Source organism: Vibrio sp. D173a (genome assembly GCF_030248475.1).
On record NZ_JAHGAH010000039.1, the window covers coordinates 16,285 to 27,949 of the forward strand.

12 protein-coding genes and 3 pseudogenes are annotated in these 11,665 nt (G+C 45.7%); 6 read left to right on the plus strand and 9 right to left on the minus strand.

The genetic code is table 11. The features are described 5' to 3' along the window. Positions 1 to 12: 12 nt before the first annotated feature. On the plus strand, positions 13 to 828 hold the full coding sequence (locus tag KIV40_RS05230; RefSeq protein ID WP_285348156.1) for a hypothetical protein: 816 nt from the start codon (positions 13 to 15) through the stop codon (positions 826 to 828). A gap of 44 nt (positions 829 to 872) precedes the next feature. After that, positions 873 to 1,106, plus strand: coding sequence for a hypothetical protein (locus tag KIV40_RS05235; protein WP_009705085.1), 234 nt, complete (start codon positions 873 to 875; stop codon positions 1,104 to 1,106). Positions 1,107 to 1,179: 73 nt separating this feature from the next. Here the strand turns inward: KIV40_RS05235 and KIV40_RS05240 are convergent, their stop codons facing one another. The 4 genes from KIV40_RS05240 to KIV40_RS05255 all read right to left on the minus strand — a co-directional run bounded on the left by KIV40_RS05240 (position 1,180) and on the right by KIV40_RS05255 (position 3,582). Continuing rightward, complete coding sequence (locus KIV40_RS05240; RefSeq protein WP_009705084.1) at positions 1,180 to 1,362, minus strand: hypothetical protein; 183 nt, start codon at positions 1,360 to 1,362, stop codon at positions 1,180 to 1,182. A gap of 224 nt (positions 1,363 to 1,586) precedes the next feature. Further along, on the minus strand, positions 1,587 to 2,273 hold the full coding sequence (locus tag KIV40_RS05245) for a YafY family protein (protein WP_285348157.1): 687 nt from the start codon (positions 2,271 to 2,273) through the stop codon (positions 1,587 to 1,589). A 16-nt stretch (positions 2,274 to 2,289) separates the two neighbouring features. Then, positions 2,290 to 2,604, minus strand: a complete 315-nt coding sequence (locus tag KIV40_RS05250) for an antibiotic biosynthesis monooxygenase (RefSeq protein WP_010645364.1) — start codon at positions 2,602 to 2,604, stop codon at positions 2,290 to 2,292. Positions 2,605 to 2,673: 69 nt separating this feature from the next. Then, positions 2,674 to 3,582, minus strand: coding sequence for a LysR family transcriptional regulator (locus KIV40_RS05255; protein WP_285348158.1), 909 nt, complete (start codon positions 3,580 to 3,582; stop codon positions 2,674 to 2,676). Between the two features lie 149 nt (positions 3,583 to 3,731). Here KIV40_RS05255 and yjjG point away from each other — a divergent pair, with 149 nt between their 5' ends. Beyond that, entirely contained in the window at positions 3,732 to 4,406 is a 675-nt protein-coding gene (gene yjjG, locus KIV40_RS05260) for a pyrimidine 5'-nucleotidase (RefSeq protein ID WP_285348159.1), read from the plus strand. A gap of 91 nt (positions 4,407 to 4,497) precedes the next feature. On the opposite strand, the pseudogene KIV40_RS05265 reads toward yjjG, so the two are convergent. Beyond that, positions 4,498 to 4,985 (minus strand): annotated as a pseudogene (locus KIV40_RS05265) (hypothetical protein). 259 nt (positions 4,986 to 5,244) lie between these two features. Here KIV40_RS05265 and KIV40_RS05270 point away from each other — a divergent pair. Continuing rightward, a complete protein-coding gene (locus KIV40_RS05270) occupies positions 5,245 to 5,784 on the plus strand; it encodes an NUDIX hydrolase (RefSeq protein ID WP_005535149.1) in 540 nt (179 codons plus the stop codon). A gap of 121 nt (positions 5,785 to 5,905) precedes the next feature. Here KIV40_RS05270 and KIV40_RS05275 read toward each other — a convergent pair whose 3' ends face one another. From KIV40_RS05275 to KIV40_RS05285, 3 genes are all read right to left on the minus strand, one after another. After that, positions 5,906 to 6,328: a hypothetical protein gene (locus KIV40_RS05275; protein WP_285348160.1), complete on the minus strand. Its 423-nt coding sequence runs from the start codon at positions 6,326 to 6,328 to the stop codon at positions 5,906 to 5,908. Between the two features lie 35 nt (positions 6,329 to 6,363). Continuing rightward, on the minus strand, positions 6,364 to 6,684 hold the full coding sequence (locus KIV40_RS05280) for a DUF4377 domain-containing protein (RefSeq protein ID WP_285348161.1): 321 nt from the start codon (positions 6,682 to 6,684) through the stop codon (positions 6,364 to 6,366). 171 nt (positions 6,685 to 6,855) lie between these two features. Then, entirely contained in the window at positions 6,856 to 8,112 is a 1,257-nt protein-coding gene (locus KIV40_RS05285) for an SGNH/GDSL hydrolase family protein (protein WP_285348162.1), read from the minus strand. 436 nt (positions 8,113 to 8,548) lie between these two features. On the opposite strand from KIV40_RS05285, the pseudogene KIV40_RS05290 reads away from it, so the two are divergent. After that, positions 8,549 to 10,924, plus strand: a pseudogene (locus KIV40_RS05290) (S8 family serine peptidase). Positions 10,925 to 10,933: 9 nt separating this feature from the next. Further along, positions 10,934 to 11,296, plus strand: coding sequence for an ATPase (locus KIV40_RS05295; RefSeq protein ID WP_285348163.1), 363 nt, complete (start codon positions 10,934 to 10,936; stop codon positions 11,294 to 11,296). Between the two features lie 70 nt (positions 11,297 to 11,366). On the opposite strand, the pseudogene KIV40_RS05300 reads toward KIV40_RS05295, so the two are convergent. Further along, positions 11,367 to 11,665, minus strand: a pseudogene (locus tag KIV40_RS05300) (IS4 family transposase); the annotation flags it as partial.

Here is an 11,665-nt window from a genome sequence, read left to right on the forward strand (position 1 = left end):
TAAGAAGAATGTATGAAGCTGAAAGTTGTAAGTATTTGCTTAATTGTGGTGGCGGTGTTCGCGAGCGCTCGCCTCTATTTTGATGCCCAAAAGCTCGTGCTTCCGCAATGTCCCCAAGAAGAAAAAGTCGAGACTTGGGTTCAATTCGTATTTGACTACTCCATTCTCAGCGATTTCGACATAGAAGCATTGGAAGCACGAATCGAGGAAGACTTAGCCTTTTCAAATCTTATTCTCTCAAACTCATGTATCCCCATGATTCGTAAGAGTGCTGGTTATAAATTCTTCGATGCTCGCAACGCGAAGCCAGCGGACATGTTGTCCTCCCATTATGAACTTAATCTGCAACACCGCAATTTGTTGGAACGCGCGTACCAAGAGCCAAACTTCTATGTTGTGCTAGTCCTAAGTGAAGACAACAGTTACTTTGATTATGAGTACAAAATCGCCGAAACGTGGGTCGATCTGTTTCCTAACTTTGTGGTTTCTGATGTACGAGCTGCTCCATTCGCCTTGGAGCATGAGCTAGGGCATTTAGCGTGGGCACAACATGATTTAGAAACACTGTCATCTCAGCTTCAGAGTAGAACACTCAACTCCATGACGACAGAGGATAACCAATCTCAGATCAAGCGTTATGCTCATGCTGCTTTGTGTGGTGATTCTGGAACCATCATGAGCTACTCAGACAACCTCCTACCTGTGTATTCCAGTCCAAATATTACCTATCAAGGCCAAGCCTGTGGGGACGTCGAAACCGCCGACAATGCTCGACTATTAACTGAGTATGCGCGAGCGCTGAGGGAAAAGGTCAGTGCGAGGCTTTAACGAGACAATTTTTAGAAAACAGAATCGATTTCAAGGAGCTTAGTATGTCTAAAAAGACGGAAGTTGTTATGTGTCCTTCGTGTGGTGTGGAAACGCATCATGTTGTGGTGTTGGTCAGAAAGAAAAGTGCTTTTGAGGGAGATAAGAATCGCAGTAAGAAGGAATTCATTTCTGGCTTTCTAAAAAGCACAGTGTTTGGTGCTTTCCTTGCGTCTATGGATGAGTTCTCTCGTCATCTAATCTGCGAAAACTGCGGCAACAAGATCATTCAAGATTGATCGTGATAGCCAACTACCAATCAAACAAAAATGAGCTCGAGTATTGAGCTCATTTTTTATCGCTGCCTGTTACTTAAGAATGGAAGATCACTTGTTCGTCTTCCGTCATTACAAGCGTTGCTTTGTTTTGTTCGATAAGTTGTGCGGCATAAGAAGGCGTCACGGCTTGCATCTCGCCTTTTGCTTTTAGCGTCAGTGATTCCCACGCTTGGTCACGATATTTACCCGCTTGGGTGTATTGAATCAGTACTTTCATAGCTTCACACTCCGGTGTGGTTGACGTGCTACTTAAGTTAGCGCTCCTATGATGGTTGCGCACCTGTTAAAAATGAAACATTAGATTAACTAAATGTTCATGTGCGTAGTGTAGCAATATGCACGGACTCTAAGTGTCAGATAATAAATGGTTTTTTATTTAAGAAGGCGTTTAGATTTGCACTACATCCCCCTTCAGAGGAATTTTTGTACAATGCATGAGATTCAATCCCTCGGCTTATACTGTGCAATATAGTGCTTGAGGGATTTGGTTTCCTCTACTAAGAATTCTTCATCATGCATTCGCATCGCTTGGATTCGATCTAGGCGGAATTGGCGATAATCTTGGCGTAGTTCGCACCATGCGACGAGTGTCCAAACCTTGCCCCAAAAGAACTGGCCTAACGGTTGGATTTTACGTTCGGTCACTTGCCCGCTCTCGTCCTCATAATCCAAGCTGACCTTAAAGTTGTTATCGATGGCATGACGCAGCAATTGTCCGCGTTTCGCGCTTTCTGACTGGATGTGATACTCAGGTACAATCAGTGGACAGTCTTCCACTTGTTGTTTGAGTTTGTCGGGCAATACGGAAAGGATTTTAGCAGAAGCGGATCGCGAGGCATCGGCGAGCTCGACATCAGACCAAGCGCGTATCATACGCATACCGAGCTCTAGTGCCATTATCTCTTTTTCGCTGAACATTAATGGCGGTAAATGAGAGCCGGCTTGTAGCATATAACCGACTCCAGCTTCTCCTTGAATGGGAACTCCAGAGTTCAGCAACGACTGAATATCACGATAAATAGTGCGCTCGCTGACTTGCATGGTGTCTGCCAGCTCTTTTGCTGTCACCGCATAACGTTTAGCACGTAACAAAGTCAGTAGTTCAAACAGTCGCTCTGATTTGCTCATGGTGTTCCTATCTCGGTTAGTCTTCTAATTCGCTGCACATCTTCACGCTGTGATGTTTCATCTCAACACTTTCGGGCTCAATCAGGTTCATTAGCGGTTTACAATCTTCGCATTGAGTAAACAGTTTGCTTGCATTCGTTGCGTCTGCCTGTGACCGCCAGTAAATGATATCAGTCCACGTATTACTTGCAGCCTCGTGACTCAATGAGCGGTATAAAAAACCTGGCTGTTGTTTCACGAAGTTTTGTGACTGTTCTGCCGCAGCGATAAAGTCTTGTTCTGTTGCGCCATTGGTCAGACGAAATTGTACAGTTTCAATCACAGTTTCCATGTTTTTTCCTTATTTCTGTGGTTTGGTTAAGTTCGAAATAAGGTTAATGTGATGGAGTGTCAGAACCTGTCAGTAGCGATCCCAGTACGGTGTATCAGTGCCGAGTTTTTCGCTGATGAAGTCAATGAACACTCGCACTTTCAATGGCATGTGTTTGCGCTCTGGAAACACCGCATAGATGGCATGCTCAGGGAGAGAGAACTCTTCCATCAGTGGTTTTAAGTTGCCAGCAGCAAAGTCTTTACCTGCAATAAAAGTCGGCAATTGAGCGATACCAGAACCTCTCAAAAGCAACTGGCGAATCGCTTCGCTGTTGTTGACCACAAAGTTGCCCTTCGGCAGCACCTTATATTCGTTACCGCTGTTGATGAACATCCATTCCACCCCGCCTCGGAAATACGAATAACGCAAACAGTTGTGCGTCACCAAATCGCTTGGTTTGGTTGGTACGCCAAATTCTTCTAGGTATGCGGGAGAGGCGCACAGTACGCTTTTACACGGAGCAAGGCGCTTAGCGACAAGGTTAGAAGTAGCAAGTTCGCCAATGCGAATCCCCAAATCAAAGCCTTGTTCAACCAAATCCACCATGGCGTCTTCTAGCTGTAAATCGACCTCAATTTTCGGGTAACGTGCAAGAAATTCGCTGATAAGTGGCGCAATGTGCAAAACGCCAAAAGACATCGAGGCGGTGATTTTAAGCCTACCTTGGGGTGAACCTTGCAACTCAGAAACGGCATCGACGCCTTGCTGAGCAAGGTTGACTGCTTGTGAAGCGTACTCGAAGTATCGACGTCCAGCTTCGGTTAGGCTGAGCTTTCTCGTAGTGCGATTAAGCAAGCGAATGCCGAGGTCATCTTCGAGTTGGTTAATGCGTTTGCTTATCGCCGATTTAGTCAGGTTTAACTGCTTGGCGGCAAGGGAAAAGCTGCCGCATTCGACGACAGCGACAAATACTGGCAGTGACGCAATGGCATTCACGGCGTGCTCCTAGGTTATTGGGATTATCTATTATTAATTTTATTGTTGAGAAAAACGATACAATCATTTTCCAATTATAGAGATTATCTTCAAGAAGAAAACAATTAGACTATGCGGCAGAAAACGACCTGGATATTGGAAAGAAGAAAATGAAATACGATTGGATCTTGTTTGACGCTGACGAAACCTTGTTTCACTTTGATGCCTTCAAAGGTTTGCAGCTGATGTTTTCTCGCAAAGGCGTAGATTTTACCGAGCAAGATTTTGCCCATTACCAAACGGTGAACAAGCCACTTTGGGTGGATTACCAAGATGGTAAAGTGACAGCAGATGAGCTCAAGCATAAACGCTTTACTGAGTGGGCAGAAAAGCTCAACACCACAACGGCGGATCTCAACAGTGCGTTCTTAGAAGCGATGGCAGACATCTGCACGTTGCTGCCGGGCGCAAAAGAACTGATGGAAGCGCTACAAGGTAAAGCCAAAATGGGCATCATCACTAATGGTTTTACCGAGCTGCAAGCGATTCGCCTAGAGCGCACAGGTATGAGCGATTACTTCGAGCATGTGGTGATTTCTGAGCAAGTTGGTATTGCTAAGCCGGATCTGGGTATCTTTGAATACTCGATGACGCAAATGGGTAACCCATGTAAGACGCGTGTCTTGATGGTGGGTGACAACCTGCATTCTGATATCTTGGGTGGCAACAACTTCGGTATTGAAACATGCTGGCTGAACACCACAGGTGCAAGTGTGGATGAGCGTATTGTACCAAGCTACACGGTGGAATCGTTGAACGAGCTTAAGAGCATCCTCGTCGCTTAAGCTTAAGTGAACAAGTAAACGAAAAAAGCGCTGATTTCTCAGCGCTTTTTGGTTTTTATCGATGCTGTTTTGTATTCATCGATTTTGCTTATTAGCTAGCGTTGTTTTCAGCTAATTCACGTTGTGCTTGTTGCTCTTTCTCACCAAGCTTGAAGTAAACCTTACCGACGATGACTTCTGAAATCAGGATGGTAAACACCACCGCAAAGAAGGCGACGACACCGTTCCAAGGACCACTAAAGTCAACCTTGTCGCCGAACATAATGTTAATGGCTTCTAGCATGATGAACTTCGAACCGACCAAGATAACGTAAGTCGAGATACCACGGTAAATCTTAGGTGCCGTACCCGGCTTCGATTTAAAGTACTCTGCGATTTTGTGTTCCGCTTTGGCTTTGATAGACAGCTTCAAGAGCAACTGAAGCAGTAACGCTGCGGCGAAAGAAATCCAATGGTTACAAAATCCCAATATTCGTCATAGAAGTTCAGTACCGTAAGGTCTACCAATACCGCCAAGGTATAACCAACAAACAGACGTTGTGGAGTGTTGAAACCGTAGACTTTATCCGATGCGCTCATAAGAACCCTCAATCAATAATGAACAAGTTTGCAAAGCCATGCCTTGCGTCGATGGGTTAACTATATGAGTTCCTCGAACTGAAAACTTGCCATTTCACACCATCGTAATCATTGCGATGAATGATTGTTTTGATGCGATATATTGAATACCAATAAGCGCGTTGAATTTGAAAACCGTCTACAAACTGACACGCAAACAGCGTTAGAATGGCTTCTAATCCAATAACTAATTTCGAAGAATCAAGCAGTAAGGACTCTCATGGCAGACATCAAGCAGCTAGACAGCAAAGTGGTGTATCAAAACAAATGGATGACGGTACGTGAAGATAAGATCCAACGCCCTAGCGGAGCAGAAGGCATCTACGGTGTGGTCGACAAGCCAGACTGTGCAGCGATTCTAGCGATCGATAACGGCGTGATTCACTTAGTACAGCAGTTTCGTTACACCGTAGGGCAACGTTGTTGGGAAATCCCACAAGGGGCGTGGGAATCAAATCCAGATGCGGATCATCTTGAGCTAGCAAAAGGTGAGCTTCGAGAAGAGACGGGCATGCAAGCCAATAAGATGGAGTACGTTGGTGCGCAGTTCATCGCTTATGGATTCTTAAACCAGACTTGTCATGTGTATTTTGCGAGTGAGTTGTCTGAAGTGGGCAATCAGCTAGACAGTGAAGAAGAAGACTTGATCACACGCTCGTTCACAGTTGAAGCGTTCGAGCAAATGATGATAGATGGTGAAATCAAAGACTGCGTCACCATCGCCGCTTATGGTTTGGCGAAATTGAAAGGCTTGGTGTAAGCAAAACGAAGCTTCTAAGTTACTCAAGGTGATAAGCTAAAAGGCTCGTGATGAGCCATTTCGTGTTTAATATTGAGATGACTCAACGCCGCTTTTTATTGCCACAGATGCTAGCGTGATGCTATTCACCGCCACCATCTCCAGCGCCGTCTCCTCCAAAGTCTCCTCCATCAGCATCGAAATCATCCGAATCGGTAGCGGGCTGTTGTTTGTGGCTGTCTTGAATCTCCGCGTAAGTCAGTAAAGCACTGACGCTCACCAGAGCCGTCGCTTGGTCAAACAAAGCAAGTGAGACTTCTGATTGGAATTCAGCATGTTCACCTAGCTCTTGGCTTAGACCCATCGGCACATAAGCAGTTTGGTTAATCAACATGCCGTATGCGATTAGGGTAAAGGTATTGTCTGTTTTCCCGTTTTCTTTCAGCGCCCAATCGCTCTCTTCCTTCGAGTAACCTGCTTTCTCACCATACTTGAGCGCTAATTTCGGCGTGATATCTTTTGCGACTTCTCGAATTTGGCGGTTTCGTTTCCAATTTCCAAACATAGGAATTTCCTTTCAATGGGCAATGAATCGTATTGTTATCGCTTCTCTAGTACTTCAATGAGTTCATATCGATATAAGCTAGCGTCGGCAGGCGCATTTTCAGGAGTGAACCGCTGGATGCGCTTTATTTGTAAGGTGTACCCATAGCCGGGTTCAAACTCGAAACCGTCTATTTGATCATAGAAGTAGTTACCATCTACTACCATGCATTTCATCGGAGCCACACCGACACAGTCTACGAGCTCTGGAGCAATGTTAATTGTCATTATGTTCACGGAGTCATCAGACTGATGTTGAGCACAACCAAATAGCGTTGCAGCCATTAACGGTAACAACACACAGCGTTTTAGGTTCATTTATAGCTCCTCATAGGTTTACCAAATCATCATAGCAAGACTGACAATAAATGATGGTAAACCCTCGATAAAAAAGATAAACCCAAGCCGAACGTTTTGCTTGGGTCTGTCTCTAACTGCTATTGATAGAACCTCTCAAATGTTGAGAGGTTCTAGGTTCTTATAGACCGCTTAGAATGGATGATTCGAAAGTTGGTCAGTGGTTTCTAGCATATCCTCAGCCACGTAGCGATGTGTTGCTGTGGTCGGGTGGGTAACATCCCAGAATACAAATTTATCTGAACCAACGGACGCACACTCAGAACGCAGCGAATGTTTGTACAAGTAATCAGCAGCAGACGAGCGGTTGATGTCTTGGCATGCTTCCGTTGCGTTACTGAAGCCATGTTGTTCCGGGTTAGCTGTCAAGCTAGCAAAGAGTGCATGGGTATCGTGCAACGTAATATTGAGTCCCTGTACTGTGTAGTAAGCTGCTTGCGCTTTGATAAATTCGTTCATCTCAAGGATTTTTGCACGGATTGTGTCGATTTCTTCTTGGCTAGAATATTTGAACTGAGGCGTATAGGTCGCATCAGGTAGGGTCATGAGTAAGAAGTTTCTTGCGCCAGCATCACTTAGTTTTATCAAGGCCTCCGAATAATCTGCTTTTACTTCCGGAACGCTGCGGTTGTAGTTCATGAAGTCATTCAATCCAAACTCAAGGGTGAACAGTGTATTGGCAGGGTTGTAGTTTTTCGCCAGCTGCATATAAGCGAGGTAAGAAGAGACTTGCTTTCCAACGCCCGTTAGCGCGATGTATTGATTTTCGCCAGCAGCGCCACCCACCGCCCAGTTGTATAGCGGCAAGTTCTTCGCTCGAGCAATGTATTCTGTCCATACAAACCCGTTAGAGAAATGACCTAAGAACCAGCTATTTGGATTCGGGAATCGCCATTGTGACGCGTTAAAGATGTTCCCGGTATCCGACAAGCTGTCACCCAGTGCCACGACCTTGTTGATTTGATCTGGCTGCACCACAGGATCATTACTCCAAATCGAGTGGTTGTATGACCAACGGTTATCGGCAGCGAAGTAGGTAATGTCCGCATTTTCGTTCGCAAGATCGAGTGTTTGTTCACAGCGCTGCTTGATCACGCTTTGTGGTGTATTGGTATAGAACATGTTTTTAAACGAGAGTGCGTTCCACCAATAGCCTTCGATAGTGAAATAACTGCCATCTGGATTTTCTGCCCACTCCCAGTCCGTTTCTGGGTCATCATGTGAATAACTAGTTCGATACCAGCATCGTACGTAGGTGTATGTTTGCTTTTGTTGTGCGCTTCTCACTTCTGAGGCATTTATCTGGTAAGGAGGCTCTGATGAGTCGGCTGCGTGAGCAAGATTTAATGGTAGTAACAAGGCACTAAGTAACGTACTGGTCTTATTCATGATTCACTCTCTTTAATGATAATCGTCATGATTTAGATGAGAATTTATCTCATCAACTCTCCTAATTCTGGGTAAATACGTCATTCAGTCAAATATCTAATTATTCATTTTATCAATTTTGGTACCGCAGTCGACTTTTAATAGATTTTGTAAATAGTATAATTTCATAAAATATAGAATAATTACTCACTAACATTAATTTAACATTCACTTTTTGTGTAATTAAGTAATTGCTTTATAAGTATAATTATTAATTTTTAATGTTAACTATAACTGTTGTTTAAATGATCCTTTATTAATAATCATGTATTTATAAAATGAATTATTTGGATTTTTTAACAGATGCTCTATAGCTGATTAGCTCATGCATAACTCACGGTTATGATTTTTCATGAGCATAAAGTGAATAAAAATCAGCTCAAAAGGAATAGAGCAAATGCACTACACAACAAATAAATTAAATGGCTTGTTTTCATTGTCTGCCGTTGCAGTTGCGATGACATTTTCGATGTCAGCGCATGCGGCTCCTCTGACGGGGTTCGACGAATCTAACTTGCCGACTAAATACATCGTCAAATTTAAAGAAGATACGTCCACTCCTTGAGCATTAGGTGGAAACTCTTTCTGGGGGCCACGCATCGCGCAAGAGTCGGTTTTAGAGCAGCTCAAAGCGCGTAAAGTGGAAAAGCTAGGAAACCGCGCAATCTACAGTGTGGAGATGGAAGACTCGGAACTGGGGCAACTGCGTAACCGCAGTGATGTGGAATACGTGGAGATTGACCCACCGCGTTATCTGTTAAGTGAGACTATCCCATGGGGCTATGAGGCGGTTAACGCTCAGCTTTTGGATGACTCGAGTGCAGGCAACCGCACTGTGTGTATCATCGATTCAGGCTACGACCTCGCACACAACGATCTGAGTGGTAACCGAGTGTCGGGTACAAACGATAGTGGTACAGGCTCTTGGAGTGTTCCGGGGAACAACAACGCTCACGGTACACACGTAGCGGGTACGATTGCCGCGATTGCCAACACAGAGGGCATCAAAGGCGTTATGCCAAACCAAAACGTGAATTTGCACATCGTCAAGGTGTTCAATGAAGAGGGTTGGGGCTACTCATCCAGCTTGGTGAAAGCGGTACAAACTTGTGCTGACAACGGCGCGAACGTGGTCAACATGAGCCTTGGTGGTAGCCAATCAAGTGTGACGGAGAAAAACACGTTGCAAACAATTTACGACCAAGGCGTGCTGCTGATTGCTGCTGCGGGTAATAGCGGGAATACTGCGCACAGCTACCCAGCGTCTTACGATTCGGTAATGTCTGTTGCGGCGGTGGATGATAAGCGTGATCACGCGGCGTTCTCTCAAGCGACAGACCAAGTTGAAATCGCAGGTCCGGGTGTAGCAATTCTGTCTACGGTGACAGTTGGCGAAGGTAAGCTTTCAGACATTCGCTTGAACGGTGTTAGCCAGTTTGATCGCGGCGTTGTTCCTCACAACCGCTTGGTCCAATCGGGCGGCAGTTACGGTCCTGATCCTGTTGTCGGTTCTATTACGGCGACACTAGCAAGCTGTGACGTATCCGTTAGCAGCTTCAGCTGTGGCGATATGTCGGGCAAGATCTGTTTGACCGAGCGTGTGGGCAACCAATCATCGGGCAACTACCCAGAAATCGATGCAGTTCAAGCGTGTTACAATGCAGGCGCAAGTGCGGCGATTGTGTACAGTAACTCTGAGCTTCCGGGTTTGCAGAATCCTTTCCTTGTCGATCAAAACAACGCGGCGCGTATTGTGTCAGTGACAGTTGATCGTGCCTTCGGTCAGGAGTTGTTGGGTTACGTTGGTCAAGACATCACGGTATCGACCACTAAGGGTGAAGACTATGAGTACTACAATGGTACGTCGATGGCGACGCCACACGTAACCGGTGTTGCGGGTTTGGTGTGGAGTTACCATCCAACCTGTACCGCAGCGCAAGTACGCAACGCGCTGATCAAGACAGCAGCGGACATCGACGTAACAGGTCGTGATAACCGCACTGGTCATGGTCTTGTGAATGCTGAAGCAGCGAAACAATACCTAGACGCAGGCTGTAATGGTCCTGATGGCGGTGGCTCTGGCAACGACAACGTTCTAGAAAATGGCGTGGCGAAAACGCAGCTTTCTGGCGGCAGCAAATCAAGCACAGTACTTGTGTTTGACGTCCCTGCGGATGCAACGCAAGCGACATTCAATATGAGTGGTGGCTCTGGTGATGCTGACCTTTACGTGCGCTTTAATGGCACACCAAGCACCAGCACTTACGACTGTCGTTCATGGGCGGGCGGTAATGGCGAAAGCTGTAGCTTGAACGTATCTGGCGCAGGGCAATATGAAGTATTGGTTTACGGCTACAGCGCGTACTCTGGTGTTTCTCTTGTCGCGACGCATAACGGTTCGGGTGATTCATCTGGTGGCGGCTCTACACCTTCTAGCTACACCAACTCGGATGCGGTAGCGATTCCAGATAACAAAGCGTCTGGCGTTGTAAGCTCATTAGATGTGTCTCGCTCTGGCGATGCAGGTTCAGTGACTATCGATTTGGATATCACTCACACCTACATTGGTGATCTTTATGTCACATTAACATCGCCAGATGGTGGTCAAGTGGTACTGCACGACAACGCGGGCGGCAGTGCGAACGACATTAAAACCAGTTTCCAAGCGGATTTCTCTGGTTTTGAATCACAAGGCACATGGGAACTGAAAGCGGTAGACAATGCCAGAAGAGACACAGGTACCATCAACAGTTGGACTCTGACCTTTCAATAAGGAGTGACTATGAAGAAGTTGACCTTACTTTCTTTGTCTATGGTAGGCGCTACCGCACTATTGGCAATCGGACTGAGCTCAAGCAGCTTGGCAAACAATCAAGGGTTTCCTCTCGTGGATGAACGCCAAGATCAAGCCGAGCAGCAACCTGCACGTTACTTTGTTAAGTATCATGAAGGGAAAGAGAGCGAAGTGAGAGCGCTTCTTCGTCAGCACAACATTGAAGTAGTCGACGCTCTGGTGAAACGACACGTGTTGGTTGTGGTGGGCGAACAGGCAGAAGTCGATAAACTCGCGGATCACGATGCGGTCGAATACACCGAGCAAGAGCCGACAAGAAAGCTGCTATCTAACGGAACTCCGCTTCAATAAGCCAAACCTCCTTAAGATAGCGTCAAAAAGAAAAACGCCCCTCACGTGAGGCTGTCTCTTGATCACAAGTCTAGTGATCAAGAGACATTGCGAGTTCGTAGCCCTCAAGGATGGTTTGTAATTTAAACCATCCTTCCCAAAGCACCTTTATTGAAGCTCTACCCGTCCTTTTGGTATCTTTCCAACCGCCTAATTTAGCGAGATTTTTGTACGCCCAACCCATATCGGGCACTTCTTTAGGTAACGTTTTACTTTCTAGTTTCAACCATAGTAGCTTCCAAGCTTTTTGGCCCAATACCTTTTCACAACTTTCTTTCGTTAGCTCATCAACTTCTTTCATGAAGCGTAATGCCAATAAACGCGTAGCAA